Source organism: Pseudomonas sp., from assembly GCF_049301935.1.
Classification (GTDB): Bacteria; Pseudomonadota; Gammaproteobacteria; order Pseudomonadales; family Pseudomonadaceae; genus Aquipseudomonas.
Genome location: NZ_JBAQLP010000057.1, coordinates 93,426 through 108,967 on the forward strand (window position 1 = coordinate 93,426; position 15,542 = coordinate 108,967).

At 61.9% G+C, this 15,542-nt stretch carries 14 protein-coding genes; 7 read left to right on the forward strand and 7 right to left on the reverse strand.

The genetic code is table 11. The annotated features are described in order from the left end of the window. Window positions 1-75 precede the first annotated feature (75 nt). Together tusA and WA145_RS08330 are read left to right on the forward strand one after the other, a co-directional pair. Window positions 76-327: a sulfurtransferase TusA gene (tusA, locus tag WA145_RS08325; RefSeq protein ID WP_422581122.1), complete on the forward strand. Its 252-nt coding sequence runs from the start codon at window positions 76-78 to the stop codon at window positions 325-327. Then, complete coding sequence (locus WA145_RS08330; RefSeq protein WP_422581123.1) at window positions 327-782, forward strand: gamma-glutamylcyclotransferase family protein; 456 nt, start codon at window positions 327-329, stop codon at window positions 780-782. Before tusA ends, WA145_RS08330 begins: the two co-directional genes overlap by 1 nt. Here the strand turns inward: WA145_RS08330 and WA145_RS08335 are convergent. Together WA145_RS08335 and WA145_RS08340 are read right to left on the reverse strand one after the other, a co-directional pair. Beyond that, window positions 740-1,822 carry a DUF3080 family protein gene (locus WA145_RS08335; protein ID WP_422581124.1) on the reverse strand — a complete coding sequence of 361 codons (1,083 nt, stop codon included), beginning with the start codon at window positions 1,820-1,822 and terminating at the stop codon, window positions 740-742. The genes WA145_RS08330 and WA145_RS08335 overlap by 43 nt on opposite strands. Further along, the gene (locus WA145_RS08340; protein WP_422581125.1) at window positions 1,822-3,201 is read right to left on the reverse strand and encodes an MATE family efflux transporter; all 1,380 of its coding nucleotides are present in this window, start codon (window positions 3,199-3,201) and stop codon (window positions 1,822-1,824) included. Before WA145_RS08340 ends, WA145_RS08335 begins: the two co-directional genes overlap by 1 nt. 168 nt (window positions 3,202-3,369) lie before the next feature. Here WA145_RS08340 and pdxB point away from each other — a divergent pair, with 168 nt between their 5' ends. Continuing rightward, window positions 3,370-4,515 (forward strand): 4-phosphoerythronate dehydrogenase PdxB, encoded by a 1,146-nt coding sequence (pdxB, locus tag WA145_RS08345; protein WP_422581126.1) that lies wholly within the window; start codon window positions 3,370-3,372, stop codon window positions 4,513-4,515. Window positions 4,516-4,594: 79 nt separating this feature from the next. Here the strand turns inward: pdxB and WA145_RS08350 are convergent, their stop codons facing one another. Further along, a complete protein-coding gene (locus WA145_RS08350) occupies window positions 4,595-4,771 on the reverse strand; it encodes a PA1571 family protein (protein ID WP_422581127.1) in 177 nt (58 codons plus the stop codon). Between the two features lie 153 nt (window positions 4,772-4,924). On the opposite strand from WA145_RS08350, the gene WA145_RS08355 reads away from it, so the two are divergent. Beyond that, window positions 4,925-6,040: an ATP-NAD kinase family protein gene (locus WA145_RS08355; RefSeq protein WP_422581128.1), complete on the forward strand. Its 1,116-nt coding sequence runs from the start codon at window positions 4,925-4,927 to the stop codon at window positions 6,038-6,040. A gap of 336 nt (window positions 6,041-6,376) precedes the next feature. Then, on the forward strand, window positions 6,377-6,790 hold the full coding sequence (arfB, locus tag WA145_RS08360; protein WP_422581129.1) for an alternative ribosome rescue aminoacyl-tRNA hydrolase ArfB: 414 nt from the start codon (window positions 6,377-6,379) through the stop codon (window positions 6,788-6,790). Window positions 6,791-7,078: 288 nt separating this feature from the next. Here the strand turns inward: arfB and WA145_RS08365 are convergent, their stop codons facing one another. Both WA145_RS08365 and WA145_RS08370 read right to left on the reverse strand, forming a co-directional pair. Next, the gene (locus WA145_RS08365) at window positions 7,079-8,368 is read right to left on the reverse strand and encodes a M18 family aminopeptidase (RefSeq protein ID WP_422581130.1); all 1,290 of its coding nucleotides are present in this window, start codon (window positions 8,366-8,368) and stop codon (window positions 7,079-7,081) included. Window positions 8,369-8,440: 72 nt separating this feature from the next. Then, on the reverse strand, window positions 8,441-9,151 hold the full coding sequence (locus WA145_RS08370) for a 4'-phosphopantetheinyl transferase family protein (protein ID WP_422581131.1): 711 nt from the start codon (window positions 9,149-9,151) through the stop codon (window positions 8,441-8,443). Window positions 9,152-9,519: 368 nt separating this feature from the next. Between WA145_RS08370 and WA145_RS08375 the strand changes: the two genes are divergently transcribed. Both WA145_RS08375 and WA145_RS08380 read left to right on the forward strand, forming a co-directional pair. After that, the gene (locus tag WA145_RS08375; RefSeq protein ID WP_422581138.1) at window positions 9,520-10,704 is read left to right on the forward strand and encodes an MFS transporter; all 1,185 of its coding nucleotides are present in this window, start codon (window positions 9,520-9,522) and stop codon (window positions 10,702-10,704) included. Between the two features lie 192 nt (window positions 10,705-10,896). Continuing rightward, on the forward strand, window positions 10,897-13,497 hold the full coding sequence (locus WA145_RS08380) for an EAL domain-containing protein (RefSeq protein WP_422581132.1): 2,601 nt from the start codon (window positions 10,897-10,899) through the stop codon (window positions 13,495-13,497). 84 nt (window positions 13,498-13,581) lie between these two features. Here WA145_RS08380 and rhlB read toward each other — a convergent pair whose 3' ends face one another. Next, window positions 13,582-15,024 (reverse strand): ATP-dependent RNA helicase RhlB, encoded by a 1,443-nt coding sequence (rhlB, locus tag WA145_RS08385; protein WP_422581133.1) that lies wholly within the window; start codon window positions 15,022-15,024, stop codon window positions 13,582-13,584. A 104-nt stretch (window positions 15,025-15,128) separates the two neighbouring features. Further along, window positions 15,129-15,542: dipeptidase (locus tag WA145_RS08390; protein ID WP_422581134.1), on the reverse strand; the 414-nt coding region annotated here is incomplete at its 5' end.

A 15,542-nucleotide genomic window follows, 5' to 3' on the forward strand; every position in this document is an offset into this window, starting at 1 on the left:
CGTTTTCAACGGTTTGCTAGATGACCTTGAGGTCAGCTTTGCGCGAGAATAGCGGCCTGCTACTGGAGCCCACTGATGTCTTTGCAAACCCCAGCCATTCCCGATGACACCCTCGACGCCACCGGGCTGAACTGCCCCGAGCCGGTGATGATGCTGCACAACAATGTGCGCGACCTGCAGGCCGGCGGCCTGCTCAAGGTGATTGCCACCGACCCCTCGACCCGTCGCGATATCCCCAAGTTCTGCGTGTTTCTTGGTCATGAACTGGTGGAGCAGGCCGAAGAGGGCGCGACCTATCTGTACCTGATTCGCAAGAAAGCTGACTAATGAATTGGTACTTCGCCTACGGCTCGAATATGAACCCTGCGCGCATGCAGGCCCGTGGCCTGACGGCGCTGGAAGCATTGCCTGGGCAGCTGCCGGGATACAGTTTGTGCTTTAACAAGCGTGCGGCGGATCGTGCGCCGGGGCGGGCCTACGCCAATATCCGCCATCAGCGTGATGCAGTGGTGGAGGGTGTGCTCTATCGCCTGCAGGACGCTGGCGAGATCGCCAAACTGGATCACTTCGAAGGCACGCCGATCTACTACAGCCGTGAGTGCCTGCCGATTGTCGCGGCCCATGGCGTGCAGCCAGCCTGGGTGTATATCGCCAACCCGACTTTCCGCGCAGAGGGGCTGCTGCCCAGTGCCGACTACCTGGCCCATCTGCTGGCAGGGCGCGAGTTGCTGTCCGAGGTTTACTGGTCGACGCTGGCGGCGTGGCCGGTCCATCCCGACTGACCGGGCGCCAGGCCGCAGCTGTTCAGCAGCTCCTGCCAGCTGCGCACATGGCGCGCGGTGGCTTGTTGAAAGGCTGTCCATAACGAAGCTTCGTGACCGCTCAGGCTGTGCAAATACTGCCGGGTGGCGAGCGGTATCTGCGCCACGCTGCTGAGGCTGCGCAGGCTGCTGCTCCAGGCCTGGCCGCGTTGATCCACCTGTGCCAGATAGGGCTGCAGGCTACCGGCGTAATACTTGACGAAGATGTTCTGCACAATGCGCCCACGCTCTGTGGCCTTGCCTGTAGGGCAGAGTGGCCGGCTCTGTTGACGGCTGTGCAGCATCTCGCTGCCTTGGTTGAGGGTGTGAGTCAGGCTGGCCAGGCTGCTGATCAACTGGCCGCCCTGGTCGCTGGCGTGCAGGGCGAAGAACAGCGGATCCAGCTGCTCGGTGCTCGGCGGCAACGCATCAGGCAGGGCAGTGCCGATGGCGGCCAGCTGCGCCAGGGCATCCAGCGCGGCATTATCTTCGCCTGCATGCGGTGGCAGGGTCTGCTCGGCAAAGCGCAGGTAGCGCTCGACCTCCGGGCTGGCATTCAGGGCATTCCAGAATACGCCGGGCAGTTGTGCGCGTTTTTCCTGCGCCAGTTGTTCAAGCGTATTGCGCAGTGGCCGTTGATCCTGATTGCGCAGCTGTGCGCTGCAGGCATCCAGGGCGCGCAGCAGATCGCCTTCGTAAGCCAGGCGGCTGCTCGGCGTCAGCTGTTTGCCGAGACTGTTGTTGCGCAGGCTGATCTGCTGTTGCAGGGCCGGACAACGGCGCACATCGACCAGCAGCTCGAGCAGGCTGATGCGCAGTTCGGCAATTTCTAGCAACCGTTCGCGGCGGGCCGGCAGGCGATAGCGGGTCAGTTCGCTGGAGTCGAAAGCCGTTGCCGGTTCGACATCCAGGGCGTTGCTCAGGCGCTGCAAATAGTCCTCCTGCAGCGCCAGGCCGTCATCGGCGGGCGTGCAGGCGCACAGGCAAAGTGCAGTGAGTAGAAGTAACAGGTGGGCGTTCATCAGGCCATCTTAGCGGCTCGGATACGTTTGCGCGCGCTGCCGGCCAGGCGTACGGCGAGCATGCCGCCAGCGCAAGTCAGGCCGACCACCAGACCCTGCCAGAGCCCGCTGGGGCCGCTGGGCTCAGCGAGCCAGTCGGTCAGGCCGAGCGCATAGCCTACCGGCAGGCCGATGCCCCAATAGGCGAACAGGGTCAGGAGCATGGTTACGCGGGTGTCCTGATAACCGCGCAACGCGCCGGCAGCGGTGACCTGAATGGCGTCGGAGAACTGGAACAGCGCCGAATACACCAGCAGGGTGGTGGCTACCGCAATCACCGCCCCGTCCGGGGTATAGATCTGCGCAATCTCTTCGCGCAACAGCAGCATCAGGCTGGCCGACAGGCAGGCGTAGCCCAGCGCCGCCGCCATGCTCACCCCGGCAGCAAAGCGCGCGTCACGCGGCTCGCCACGGCCCAGCGCCTGACCGACGCGCACGGTAGCGGCCATGCCCAGGGAGTAGGGGATCATAAACACCATGGAACTGAAATTCAGGGCGATCTGGTGTCCGGCCACCACGGTGGCGCCCAGGCCGCCGATCAGCAGGGCGATCACGGCAAAAATGCTCGACTCGGCAAACACCGCAATGCCAATCGGCAGGCCAACCGACAGCAGGCGCTTGAGCACCGGCCACTGAGGCCATTCGAAGTGGCTGAAGATCTTGCTCGGCTGATAGAACGGCGCCCATTTCACCCACCAGAGCATGCTCAGAAACATAAAGCCCATCACCAGGCCGGTGGCCCAGCCGCAACCGACGCCGCCCATGGCCGGCAGCCCGAGCTTGCCGTAGATAAAGATGTAATTGAGTGGAATGTTCAGCGCCAGGCCGCACAGGCCGAGGACCATGCTCGGCCGGGTATGCCCTAGGCCGTCGCTGAAGCAGCGCAGTACGTGGTACAGCGCCACAGCCGGAAAGCCGCAGGCCACGGCACGCAGGTAACCCATCGCCGGTTCGATCAGCGCCGGGTCGACGTTCATCAGGCTGAGGACGATTTGCGCGTTCCACAGAATCACCGCCGCCGCGATGCCCACCGCCAGGGCCAGCCACAGCGCCTGACGCACCAGCGGGCCGATCTCGCTATGCGCGCCGGCACCGAAGCGCTGCGCGACTTTGGGCGTGGTGGCCAGCAGAATGCCAGTCATCAGCAGAAATACCGGCACCCAGATCGAGTTGCCCAGCGCCACGGCGGCCAGATCCTGCGGGCTGACCCGGCCGGCCATCACGGTGTCGACGAAGCCCATGGCGGTGTTGGCCAGCTGGGCAATGATGATCGGCGTTGCCAGTTTCAGCAGGCTGCACAGTTCAGTGCGGGTGCGTTGCAGGCGGGTTTGGGCAAGCATGAAAAGTAGTATCCGGCGGGGGTTCAGGAAACCGCGGAGTCTACGCCTTGACAGGGTGGTCAGGAATCCTAAAGGCGACATCTTTAAGCAATCGGCTAGCGGTGGTGTAGCGTCCTAGCCAACCACGCTTGTCAGGTTAGAATGCCCGCCTGATTTAGGAAGCCTGCCATGCGCATAATCGCCGACGAAAATATCCCCCTGCTTGATGAGTTCTTTGCTGGCTTCGGCACGATTCGCCGCTTGCCAGGCCGTGGCATTGATGCCGCTGCCGTCGCCGATGCCGACGTGCTATTGGTGCGCTCGGTGACCCAGGTTAACCGCGCGCTGCTCGAAGGCTCGGCAGTGAAGTTTGTCGGCACCTGCACCATCGGCACCGATCATCTGGACCTCGACTATTTCCAGCAGGCGGGTATCCGCTGGGCCAGCGCGCCGGGCTGTAACGCCCGTGGCGTGGTCGACTATGTGCTGGGCAGCCTGCTGGTATTGGCCGAGCAGCAGGGTGTCGAGCTGGCTAGCCGCACTTATGGGGTGGTCGGCGCGGGCCAGGTGGGCAGCCGTCTGCTCAAGGTGCTGCGTGGTCTGGGCTGGCGTGTGCTGGTCTGCGATCCGCCGCGTCAGGCCGCCGAGGGTGGCGATTTCGTCAGCCTGCAGCAGGTGCTGGATCAGTGTGATGTGATCAGCCTGCACACGCCGCTCGAGTGTCTGGGCGAGCATCCGACTGAACATCTGTTCGATGCGGCGCGCCTGGCTGTATTGAAACCTGGCAGCTGGTTGATCAACGCCAGCCGCGGCGCGGTGGTGGATAACCAGGCGCTGCGCGAGTTGCTGGCGCAACGCAGTGATTTGCAGGTGGTGCTGGATGTCTGGGAAGGCGAGCCGCAGGTGGATGTCGAACTGGCTGCATTGTGCCGCATCGCCACGCCGCATATCGCCGGTTACAGCCTGGACGGCAAGCTGCGCGGCACCGCGCAGATCTATCAGGCGTTGTGTCAGCACCTGGGCGTTGTGCCCAGTGTCGAGCTGGCGCAACTGATGCCAGCCGCCTGGCTGAATAATCTGACTATCGATGCCAGCGCCGATCCGGCCTGGGCCTTGGCCAGTATCTGCCGCGCCGTGTATGACCCGCGCCGCGATGATGCGGACTTTCGCCGTAGCCTGCAGGGCGATGGCCTAACGCGGCGAGCGGCGTTTGATGGGCTGCGCAAACACTACCCGATGCGTCGGGAAATCGACGGGCTGGAAGTTCGTGTGAAGGACAATGCGCCGGCGTTGGTCAGCCTGGTGCAGGCATTGGGTGCGAAGCTGAAGGAGTAGGGGATGGCGCTTTACCCATCCACCGTCTGCGGTCTTAGGGTGGATGAAAAACCGTCATCCACCCAACAAAATTGCCTGTTTACTTGGCTTGAGCGGCTTTTTGCTGAGCCTTTTCCAATGCATTGCAGGCCTGCTGGATCATCTCTTCGGTGATCGGGATTTCGCGGCCCTGGGCATCGATGACAAAGCCGCCTACCGGCATTGTCGTGTGGGTTTGCGAATTCTGTTGTTGGCTGTGCATGGCGTGTCTCCTCATCGGTTAGCGCGATTTTATGAGTGTTAGATGAAGGCGCTATGACAACTGCGACGGCAGAAACCCGTCGCAAGACACAGGGCAAGGCAGCTGTTGCAGGCACTGTGCCAGGAGCCGGCAGGTATTGAGCAGGCAGGTATTGAAATAGAGGGTGTTATGGGGCTTTTCCATATTGGTTTGATCATCAACCCATTGGCCGGGCTGGGCGGCCCGGCGGGGTTCAAGGGCAGTGACGGCATGGCCGAGCAGGCCTTGGCCTTAGGTGTTGAGGCCAAGTCGGCGCGGCGTACGCAAACTGCCCTTGAGGTGCTATTGCCGCTGCGCGAGCGCCTGCAATTTGTCACTTTTCCTGGCGCGATGGGCGCTGATCTGCTGAGCGAGATGGGCTTTGCCCATCGCGTGGTTGGTGAACTGGGTGCCGGCCCGAGCAGCGCCGCCGATACCCGCCAGGCGGTTGAGTTGCTGCAGGATGCTGGCGTGGCGCTGATTCTGTTCGCCGGCGGCGATGGTACGGCGCGCGATATCTGCGCGGCGGTGCGCGAAGGCCAGCCGGTGCTGGGGATTCCGGCCGGGGTCAAGATCCAGTCCGGGGTCTACGCCATCAGTCCACGCGCGGCGGGTGCGCTGACTGCGCGGCTGATCGAAGGCGGCCTGGTGCGTCTGAGCAGTGGCGAGGTCCGCGATATCGACGAAAGCGCCCTGCGCGAAGGCCGCGTGACCGCGCGCTGGTACGGCGAGCTGACGGTGCCGCAGGAAGGCGGCTATGTGCAGCAGGTCAAGCAGGGCGGGGTGGAGTCTGAAGAACTGGTGCTGAGTGATCTGGCCGACTGGCTGCAGGACAGCTGGGAGGCCGATGTGCGCTATGTGTTCGGCCCCGGTTCGACCCTGCATGGCTTGGCGCAGAACCTCGGCTTGCAGACCACCTTGCTCGGCGTCGATGTGATCGAAAACGCTCAGCTGCTGGCCAGCGATGTCAGCGAGGCGCAGCTGTTCGAGCTGGTAGACGGGCACCCAGCGCGCTTGCTGGTCACCGCCATTGGTGGCCAGGGTCATATCATCGGCCGTGGCAATCAGCAGATCAGTCCGCGGGTGCTGCGCGCCATCGGCCTTGAGCACCTGCGGGTGGTCGCCACCAAGCGCAAGCTCGGCACGCTGGAAGGCAGGCCGTTGCTGGTCGACAGCGGCGATGTTGCGCTGGACGATGCCTTTCCCGATGCAGTACGGGTGTGGGCTGGTTATAAGGAAGAGCTGCTCTATCCCGTGGGCAAGTAGCCCGTAATACCGGGCGCGACGGTAGGGCGGAGATGTCGAAGGCTTGTCCGCCAAGCCGATCGTAAGCGGTGTACAAGGCTTCGCCATGTACACCCTACTGCGCCAAAGGCGAGCTTCTATGCGTGTACGGCTAAGTGTGCTGCTGGCTTGTCTGCTGGCCTTGGACGCCTGGGCGCTGCGGACCTCCATCTTTTATCCCGCTCAGCGTGCCTGTGTGCGAAAACAGCCGATATATCGCGCCTGCAGTTAAACCTGCCGTGCTGCGAACCATGCGAGCGGGCGGCAGGCTCAGGATCACGTTATCCTGAGGATCTTTTTTAGTACTGAAATCCGACCATGCTGGTTATTTCCAACAGCGTTCATCTGCCCGACGATGAAGTTGAGCTGACAGCCATCCGAGCTCAGGGCGCGGGTGGACAGAACGTCAATAAAGTCTCCAGTGCTGTGCATCTGCGCTTCGACAGTCAGGCTTCCAGCTTGCCGTCGTTCTATAAGGAGCGCCTGCTGACGTTACGCGACAGCCGCATAACCGCCGAAGGTGTGGTGATTATCAAGGCCCAGCAATACCGCACCCAGGAGCAGAACCGCAGCGACGCACTGGAGCGGCTGGCCGAGCTGATTCGCAGTGCGGGTAAGACTGAAAAAAACCGCCGTCCGACCAAGCCGACCCTGGGTTCGAAAAAGCGTCGCCTGGAGGGCAAGAGCAAACGTGGGGCGGTCAAGGCGGGCAGGGGTAAAGTTGATTTTTGAACGCCCTAGAGACTGCGGGTGTGGCTTGAACGGTGGCGCACGGGCTGCTGGCGGTCGCGCAGTATTGGGCGGCCAAGCGCCGAAATGGTCACCCTGAGCTGCTGTTTCGTTACCTGCGTCCTCCGCCTGGCCTGGCGCGACTTTGCGTGGCAACACGGCACGTGCCGAAACGGCAACAGGCCCGCGTGTTGAGGTGCCTCAGTGAAACTGCGGTAGCCCGATGAAGCTCAGTGGGTTGGCGTTGCACACGCCGCCCACGGAGTGTCCCGGGCTATCCGGTTAATGAGCTCACGGCAACTCGGCGCTGGCGTAAAACGCCGTCAGCACCTTCACCAGATGCGCCAGGTCATGGCTGCCGGCCAATTCGCGGATCGAGTGCATGGCGAAGGTCGGCAGGCCAATGTCCACGGTGCGCACGCCCAGCTGGCTGGCGGTAATCGGGCCGATGGTCGAGCCGCAACCCATGTCGCTGCGGGTGACAAAGCTCTGCACCGGCACTTCGTTTTCCAGGCATAGATGACGGAAGAACCCGGCGGTTTCGCTGTTGGTGGCGTAGCGCTGGTTGCTGTTGATCTTGATCACCGGGCCGGCATTTAGCTTGGGGCCGTGGTTCTGGTCATGCTTGTCGGCGTAGTTGGGGTGCACGCCGTGGGCGTTGTCGGCCGAGACCAGCAAGGAACGTTGGATGGTGCGCACAAACGCATCGCCGTCCGGCAGCACGCGGCGCAGCACCTGTTCGAGCATCGGGCCGTCGGCGCCGCAGGCCGAGCAGGAGCCGACCTCCTCGTGGTCGGTGCACACCAGCACACAGCTTTCTTCATCCGGTGCCGCCAGCAGCGCCTGCAACCCGGCGTAGCACGACAGCAGGTTGTCCAACCGCGCACCGGCGATAAAGTCGCCATTCAGGCCAATCACCGCAGCGCTCTGGGTGTCGTAGAAGCTCAGTTCGTAATCGAGCACCGCATCGGCGCTGAAGTCATGTTCACGGGCCAGTTGATCGGTGATCAGGGCGCGGAAATCGGCCGGTTCATCGCCCGATAGCTGCGCGAGGATCGGCGGCAGCTCGAGCTGCTGGTTGATTGCCCAGCCCTGGTTGGCTTCACGGTTGAGGTGAATGGCCAGATTGGGAATCACGGCAATCGGGCATTGAAAGTCGATCAGCTGGCTTTCCACCTTGCCATCGCGGCGGTAGGTGACGCGGCCGGCCAGCGACAGGTCGCGGTCGAACCAGGGCGCCAGCAATGCACCGCCGTACACCTCCACGCCGAGCTGGAAAAAGCCCTGTTGCTGCAGTTCCGGCTGCGGTTTGACGCGCAGGCATGGGCTGTCGGTGTGCGCGCCCACCAGGCGGATACCGCCTTCCAGCGGCGCGCGCTTGCCCAGTTTGAAGGCGATGATCGAGGAATCGTTACGGGTGACGTAATAGCGGCCGCCGGCCTCGGTGTGCCAACTGGCGCGCTCGTCCAAATGCAGAAAACCGGCCGCTTCAAGGCGCTGAGCCAGGCTGGCGGTGGCGTGGAACGGGGTGGGCGAGGCCTTGAGAAACTCGATCAGGCCTTGATTCAAATCTTCGCGCATAGGGCACTCCAGACGGCAATCGGCCGAGTTTAGCGGATTTGCCTCGCGCTTTGGGCAGCCGCGCTCGACAGATCAGCGCGCGATGCTGATCAGACTCAGCAGATAACCGTCGAACTCGGTGAACTGACCTTCCAGCTCGCTGCCGGCGGGCCAGTCAGCATGCAGGTCAATCAGCAGGCGCATGCGCACTTTATTATCGGCTTCGACGCTGAGCAGCTCGGCATCCTGAAAATAGAAGTGCTGCAATACCTGCGGGTAGAGCGCCTTGAACAGGCTTTCCTTGAGCGAGAAGGTCAGGCTGATGCGCTGCGCACGTTGTTCGGCCGGCAGGCTTTTCAGGCGCAACAACTCGGCAGGAGTAAGAATTTCCCCGGCCAGGCGTTCGGCGCGGCTGGCCGGCATGATCTGCTCGATATCCAGACCCAGGCCGCGCCAATCGGCGCTGTTGCCCACCACGGCGCCCGCCCAGCCGCTGCCGTGGGTGATCGAGCCGAGCGTGCCTAACGGCCACTGCGGCGCGCGGTCTTCAGCACAGGCCGGAACCGCCGCCGTACCGGTCACGCGCCTCAAGGCTTCACGCGCACACAGGCGCCCGGCCAGGTATTCGGCCTGGCGTTTGGCCACGCCGCGCACCGGCTCGATGGCGCAGCGGCCAAAATCCGCAGCATCGAGTAGCTCGGGTTTAAAGGTGGTGCTGATCAACTGCACGGCCGGCAGCCGGTGCGGCAGTGGCCAGTGGTTTTTTAGCGGGCTGCAGCAGGGCGGTAGGTAGGCTGTATTCATCGGCCTATTCTGCCGCGCGGCGGATTTAACGGCCAGCCGGCGCAGGTGTTTACATTTCTTTGCAAAGCGGCAACAAAGCTAAACGGAGTTACGCGGTTTTTTTTGCGAGACTGCGGCATGCGTTTCTTCGGGGACGCAGGTGAGGTTGTAGCCGGCCCAGGCGTGAGGTTTGTTCCGGCATTTCTCTGCGAATGAGTACGGGAGCCCGTTTGGGCTCCCGTTTTTTTTGCGCTGCACTCGCCAATTGGCACAAGACTTGTCTTGTTCGCATTCAGCACAACGGCTATGCCCCAGGCGCAAAACCGGGTCGGCGGGCTGCGTGCTAATCTGCTAGGAAGGCCGATTTAGAGCCTTTTGTGAGCCTGCCGATGCCTGCTGCCGATTCCTCTGCGCACCTGATGCGCGGCACTGCCGCCTACCGGCGTGCGACCCTGGCGCTGTTCTGTGCCGGGTTTGCCACCTTTGCCTTGCTCTACTGCGTGCAGCCACTGTTGCCGCTGCTGGCTGCGCACTTTTCCGTGTCGGCGGCGGGCAGCAGCCTGGCGTTATCGCTGACCACCCTAAGCCTGGCCGTCTGCCTGCTGATCTCCGGTGCGCTGGCCGAGAGCTGGGGGCGTAAACCGGTGATGGTCGCAGCCCTTGGGCTGGCCTCGCTGCTGGGGATCGTCTGCGCGCTGGTCGATAGCTGGGATCATCTGCTCTGGCTGCGTGCCTTGCTCGGCCTGGCCCTCAGCGGATTGCCGGCGTTGGCCATGGCCTATGTCGGCGAAGAGTTCGACCCCGAGGCGCTGCCGGCGGCGATGGGCCTGTATATCGGCGGCACCGCGCTGGGCGGCCTGCTCGGGCGGCTGCTGGCTGGCTTGCTCAGTGATCTCGGTGGTTGGCCGCTGGCCTTGGCCGGGATTGCCGGCATGGGCTTGCTGGCGCTGGGACTGTTTATCTGGCTGCTGCCGCCATCGCGGCATTTCACCGCGCAGTCGTTGTCGCTACGCGGGCTGCTGCGCAACTTTGCCGCGCACCTGGGCAATGGCCCATTGCGCCGCCTGTTTCTGCTGGCGTTTCTACTGATGGGCGGCTTCGTCGCCTTGTTCAACTATGTCGGCTTTCGTCTGGCAGCGGCGCCGTTCAACCTGTCGTCCAGCCTGATCGGCCTGCTGTTTAGCGTGTATCTGCTGGGTATCGTCAGCGCCGGCTGGGCCGGGCGCCTGGTGCCACGCCTGGGGGCGCGCCAGGTGATGCTGGGCGGTATCGCCATCATGCTGCTGGGTGTGGCGCTGTGTGCCACGCCCTGGCTGAGCGCCGCAGTGGCGGGCCTGGCCTTGTTTACCCTGGGCTTCTTTGCCGCCCATGCGGTGGCCAGCGGCCAGGTGGGGCAGCGTGCGAATGGCGCCAAGGCGCAGGCTTCGGCGTTGTACCTGTGCGCCTATTACCTGGGCTCCAGCGTGATCGGCTACGCCGCCGGGTATATCTGGGAGCATGCCGGCTGGCTGCCGATGCTCGCAGTACTGGCCGCGCTGTTTATGGCGGCCGGGATTAGCGCGCGCAAGTTGTAAGCGGGCGGTTCCGCCGTGGTTTCGTCCTAGGAGCGCTGCGCGCCTTGTCCCATCCGGCGAGCTCAACGCAATACAAATCGCTACACAGCTGCCCGTCTGTATGGCTTTCCTTAAGTCTCCCAGCGACTACACTGCAAGGCATAACAAAAAATAATGTGCCATCCCACTGGCCGCTAGTGGAGACATCATTCCGTGCTTCTGAACCGGGCGTTAAGCATCCTGGTCGCTGTTTTAGTTGCCTGTCTGAGTCTCAGGGCTTTGGCGCAACCAGAGCCGATTGAGATCACTTCAGCATCAAACATCCAGGCCCATTTCCAGTTCTGGGAAGACGCCACAGGCGAAGCCTTGCTTGATCAAGTGGTGAGCCTGCCCGATCAGCACTGGAAGGCTGTACCCAATGGCAGTGCCACCTTCGGCCTCACGCAGTCTGCCCACTGGCTACGCTTTGCCATCAGAAATCAGACGCAGCTGAACCTGAACCTGATTGCCGAACTGGGCTATTCCCAGTTGGACGACGTGGTCTTCTACCTGTATGCGGGGGGGCGCCGGATAAAAGAGCTGAAAACGGGCGACAGCCGGAATTTTTATCCACGTGACGTGGATCACCCGAGCATGTTGTTGCGCGTGTCCCTGGCGCCTGACGAAATGCAGACCGTCTATGTTCGCGTCGCGACGGCCGGTTCCATGGTCGTGCCGCTGCGTATCTGGCGCGAGCAGGCATTTTTTGAAACCGCTGCCTATGAGCTGAAGCTGCATTTTTTCTACTATGGCTGCATTTTTGTCATCATCCTGATCAATCTCGCCGTATACCTGAGCCTGCGCGAGAAGCTATATCTCTACTACGCCTTGGCATTGTTCGGCTATCTGTTGTTTTTCGCCTCCATCAAGGGCTTTAGTTTCCAACACCTCTACCCCTATGCGCCGCTACTGCATGCCAAGGCGCTGCTCGTCTCGATACCCGCCCTGGCGCTGTTTTCACTGCTTTTCTGTCGGGAGTTTCTAAACACCCGAATTAACAGCCCGCGGCTGGATAAAGTGCTGATCGGGATGATGGTCTTCGAGTTGTTATTCCTCTTTTCGGCGCCCCTGCTCGATTATCACAGGGGCATTCAGCTGGCATCGTTTTCCGCGCTGTTGTTTTTTTCGCTACTGCTGGTTGCCGGTCCCGTGGTCTGGATGGACGGTGTGCGGGCAGGGGCATTCTTCACCCTGGCCTGGACGCCTCTGACGGTCGGGGTACTGGCAACGGCCGGCAGGGCGCTCGGGGTCTTTCCTGAGAATTTCTTTACCGAGCACGCCATGCAGATCGGTTCTGGGCTCGAAGCCTTTATCCTGACACTGGCGCTTGCGGACCGCCTCTACCGTGAGCGAGAGGACAAAATCATCGCCCAGGAAGCTAGCCTGGAGGAGGCTCAGTCACGCAATATCGCGCAGAAACTGCTCACCGAAGCCCTGGCGCACGACCCTGTTAGCGGGCTTCCCAATCGCAACCGTTTTGAGCGGATGGTGGATCAGCAACTGCAACAAGCCCCTCAGCGCCGTTATATGGTGGGGTTGGCCCGAATTACGCGCCTGGATGAAATCAACCGCACGCTTGGCCTGGCCAGGAGTGAATGGATCATCAAGCGCGTGGCCGAGCAAATGGTAGAACTGGCGGCCGGTCTACCCTTTATCCAAGCCATTCGGGACGATCAAGGTCGTGAAGAGCGGGTTTATCACCTGTCGGGCGATTGCTTCTGCTTACTGGTTGATGTGGACAAAGCGAGAAACGATTTCTCAACGCTCAATACTGCGCTACGGCAGTTGGCTGAACCGATAAGGCTGGACCACCTAGCGATTGAACTACAACCTCGCTTCGGTGCAGCCAGTTACCCTGAGCACGGTCGATCTGCCGCCGAGCTGATTCGCAACGCCCATGTCGGCATGGAAATCACCCCCCGCGGCCGCGACGAAACCGGCATTTATTCGCCCAAGTACGATATTTACAGCGAGAGCCGGCTGACGTTGATGGCGGATCTGCGCAAGGCTTTGCAACAGAACCAGACCTTGCTCTACTACCAACCCAAACAAGATATCCAGACCGGGCAAATTGTCGGTGTTGAGGCCTTGATTCGTTGGCACCATGAGGAGCGCGGTTGGGTAAACCCGGCAGATTTCATTCCCCTGGCGGAAGAAACGGGCGTCATTACCCAGCTGACCCGTTGGGTCATCGTGCAGGCCACGAAAGATTTGGCGGACTTGCACAAGTACAACCGGAAGTTGACCGTCGCCATTAATGTTTCTGCGCGCGACTTAGAGTCCGCTGAGCTCAAGGGCATATTGGCCTCGGCACTTCAGCAGAATGGGCTCCAGGCCAGCTCCGTAACCCTCGAAATCACCGAAACGGCAGCCATGCTCGACCCTGTCCGCAGCTTGCAGGCGCTGAATGTTTTGGCCGATCTAGGGCACCACATATCCATCGATGATTTTGGTAGCGGCTATTCCTCTTTGTCCTATCTCAAGCAGTTGCCGGCCTCAGAGTTGAAGCTGGATCGATCGCTGATTCACGATATCTGCGTCAGTGAAAGCGCCGACGTGATTGTCTCTACCGCCATTCAGATGGCGCGCAGTCTCGGTTACCGAGTGGTGGGTGAAGGCATCGAGACCGCCGAGATAGCGGGCCGCCTGAAGGCCGGTGGCTGCGATTTGTTGCAGGGTTTTTGGCTGTGCAAGCCCAAACCGATCGCCGAGCTTAAGCAGTGGCTGAAAGACTTCGACGCAAAAGGGCGCGTGGCTGACTCTGTGCGGCTGTAATCAGCCTGTCCTCACAGAGGGTGTACAGCGCCGCAACTAAAAAGGCGAAGCCACAGGGCTTCGCCTTTTTTAGTTGCGTGCAGATCAGTGCTTGCGCGGTACCGGCTTGAGCAGCTCGTCCGGCGGCATTTCGCAGGCGATCTTGCGGCCCAGCAGGGCTTCGATAGCGGGCAGGGCGTAGGCGTCATCTTCGCCGGCAAAACTGATCGAGGTGCCGCTGCTGCCAGCGCGGCCGGTACGACCGATGCGGTGCACGTAGTCGTCCGGAGTTTCCGGCAGGGTGAAGTTGATCACATGGCTGATGGCGTCGACGTGGATGCCGCGGCCGGCCACGTCGGTAGCGACCATCACGCGGATCTTGCCCTCGCGGAAGCCTTCCAGGGCGCGGATACGCTTGTGCTGCGGCACGTCGCCAGACATCTGTACGGCGCTGATGCCGTCGCGGGTCAGGCGTTCTTCGATGCGCCGCACTTCATCCTTGCGGTTGGCGAAGACCATCACGCGGATCCAGTCGTTCTGGGTGATCAGGTTGTACAACAGCTTGTACTTGTCGCTGCCGGCTACGGCATAGACGTGCTGCTCGACGGTATCGCTGGCGACGTTTTCCGGCTCGATCTCGACGATCGCCGGCTCGGTGGTCCACTGCTTGGCCAGGTTCATCACGTCTTCGGTGAAGGTCGCGGAGAACAGCAGGGTCTGCCGTTCGCCCTTCATCGGGGTCTGGCGGATGATCTGCCGTACCTGGGGGATAAAGCCCATGTCGAGCATACGGTCGGCTTCGTCGAGCACCATCACTTCGACCATGTCCAGGTGCACTTCGCCGCGCTGGTTGAAGTCGAGCAAACGGCCCGGGGTGGCCACCAGAATGTCGCAGAAGCGCGATTCAAGCAGCTTGAGCTGTTTATCGAAGTCCATGCCACCGACAAAACTCATCACATTGAGACCGGTGTATTTGGTCAGGTCGGCGGCGTCCTTGGCGATCTGCACCACCAGCTCGCGGGTTGGCGCGATGATCAGCGCGCGCGGCTCGCCCATATAGCGCTCTTTCGGCGGTGGGGTTTGCAGCAGCTGGGTGATGATCGAAATCAGGAAGGCGGCAGTTTTGCCCGTGCCGGTCTGGGCGCGGCCGATGGCGTCGCGGCCACTGAGGGTGTAACCCAGCACCTGCGCCTGGATCGGCGTGCAGTAGGGGAAACCGAGGTCATGGATAGCGTGCATCAGCTCGGGAGAGAGCTTGAAGTCATGAAAGCGGGTCTTGCCCTCGGCCGGTGCTACGGCGAAGTCTTCCAGTTTCCAGGTGTCGACGGGTTTGGCAGGGCGCTCGCGCCGCGGTTTGGCCGGTTTTTCCTTGCTCTGTAACGGTTTTTCAGCGGCTTCAGTGGTGCGCGGTGAGGCGCTGCGGCTGGATTTGTCAGCGCTGGCGTCAGGCTGGACGCGTGGTGCGTTGGGCGTTACAAGGGACGTAGTTGCTGGGCTGGGCTGCTCGCCCTCGGCTTTGCCGAATAGTTTCTTGAGTGCTTTGAGCACGGTCATCTCATCAATTGGTTAAGGAGTGAACGGCCGCCAGTGTAAAGCAAGAAGCCGGCGCGGCGAAGTGCCGCGCCCGATGGCGGCGATTGGCTGTTTTTTACTCACTTTTCGGGCAGGTTGGCAAGCAGTAGGCGTTGCACGTTACCGCCCATGATGGCGGCAATGTCAGTGCGGCTGAAGCCGGCCTTGAGCAGGCCTTCGGTCAGCTGCGGCAAGCCAGTCACGTCAAATGGCGTATGGACGGTGCCGTTGAAATCCGAGCCCAGCGCCACGTGCTGCACACCGACTTTATCGGCGGTATAGCGAATCGCTTGGACGATGGCCGCCACCGAAGTGGCGCACACCGCTGTTTCCCAATAGCCGATACCGATGACCCCGCCTGTGGCGGCGATGCCTTGCAGGTGTTGGTCGCTGAGGTTGCGCGTGCCTGTGCAGGTGCCTTCGACGCCTGTGTGGGACACCAGCAGCGGGCGCGTGCTGATGGCCAGTACATCATCGATCAGCGGGCGCGAGGC

Coding starts and splice junctions, on each gene's coding strand:
- tusA (WP_422581122.1), top strand. CDS start 76: ATGTCTTTGCAAACCCCAGCCATTCCCGATGACACCCTCGACGCCACC.
- WA145_RS08330 (WP_422581123.1), top strand. CDS start 327: ATGAATTGGTACTTCGCCTACGGCTCGAATATGAACCCTGCGCGCATG.
- WA145_RS08335 (WP_422581124.1), bottom strand. CDS start 1,822: ATGAACGCCCACCTGTTACTTCTACTCACTGCACTTTGCCTGTGCGCC.
- WA145_RS08340 (WP_422581125.1), bottom strand. CDS start 3,201: ATGCTTGCCCAAACCCGCCTGCAACGCACCCGCACTGAACTGTGCAGC.
- pdxB (WP_422581126.1), top strand. CDS start 3,370: ATGCGCATAATCGCCGACGAAAATATCCCCCTGCTTGATGAGTTCTTT.
- WA145_RS08350 (WP_422581127.1), bottom strand. CDS start 4,771: ATGAGGAGACACGCCATGCACAGCCAACAACAGAATTCGCAAACCCAC.
- WA145_RS08355 (WP_422581128.1), top strand. CDS start 4,925: ATGGGGCTTTTCCATATTGGTTTGATCATCAACCCATTGGCCGGGCTG.
- arfB (WP_422581129.1), top strand. CDS start 6,377: ATGCTGGTTATTTCCAACAGCGTTCATCTGCCCGACGATGAAGTTGAG.
- WA145_RS08365 (WP_422581130.1), bottom strand. CDS start 8,368: ATGCGCGAAGATTTGAATCAAGGCCTGATCGAGTTTCTCAAGGCCTCG.
- WA145_RS08370 (WP_422581131.1), bottom strand. CDS start 9,151: ATGAATACAGCCTACCTACCGCCCTGCTGCAGCCCGCTAAAAAACCAC.
- WA145_RS08375 (WP_422581138.1), top strand. CDS start 9,520: ATGCCTGCTGCCGATTCCTCTGCGCACCTGATGCGCGGCACTGCCGCC.